This window comes from Arhodomonas sp. KWT, from assembly GCF_010993615.1.
The window spans coordinates 1-509 of sequence record NZ_WNXE01001157.1 but is presented as its reverse complement, the minus strand read 5'-3'; the positions used below and the strand labels follow the sequence as shown (position 1 = coordinate 509).

General features: G+C 72.3%; 2 protein-coding genes. Both read left to right on the top strand.

Annotation, left to right across the window (positions count from 1 at the left end; genetic code table 11):
• Positions 1–262 (top strand): cytochrome c-type biogenesis protein (locus G7A99_RS25880; protein ID WP_163144724.1); only part of this gene is annotated, 262 nt, incomplete at its 5' end.
• Positions 259–509, top strand: a 251-nt coding sequence (gene ccmI / locus G7A99_RS24700) for a c-type cytochrome biogenesis protein CcmI (protein ID WP_163144722.1), incomplete at its 3' end; no start/stop codon positions are given. The genes G7A99_RS25880 and ccmI, both read left to right, overlap by 4 nt.

Below are 509 nucleotides of genomic sequence, written 5' to 3'. Positions count from 1 at the left end.
GGCCATCATCGGCTACATGACCGACCGCTACGGCGACTTCGTCCTCTACCGTCCGCCGGTGGATCCACGGACCTGGCTGCTGTGGTTCGGGCCGCTGGGGCTGCTGGTGATCGCGGTGGCCGTGCTGGCCGTCGCCGTGCGCCGGCACCGCGCCGCCGCCGGGTCGCCGGCCCTGTCTGCCGGCGACCACGAGCGGGCACGGCGACTGCTCAGCGAAGGCCTTGACGACGATGACGACGACACCCAGGGAGGGCGCCCGTGACCCCGGTGATCTACACGCTGGTGCTGCTTGCCGGCGCCCTGGCCGGCGTCGCCTTCGTCGTCGTGCCGCTGCTGCGCCGTCGCCGTGCGGAGGCCGTCAGTGAGCGCCAGGCCCTCCTGTCCGCGCATCGTGAGCGTTTCGTCGAGCTCGACGCCGAACGCGAGGCGGGCAACCTCTCCGAAGACGAGTACCGCGAGGCCTACGAGGAGCTGGAGCGTCAGCTGCTCGAGGGCGTGAGCGGTCCCGC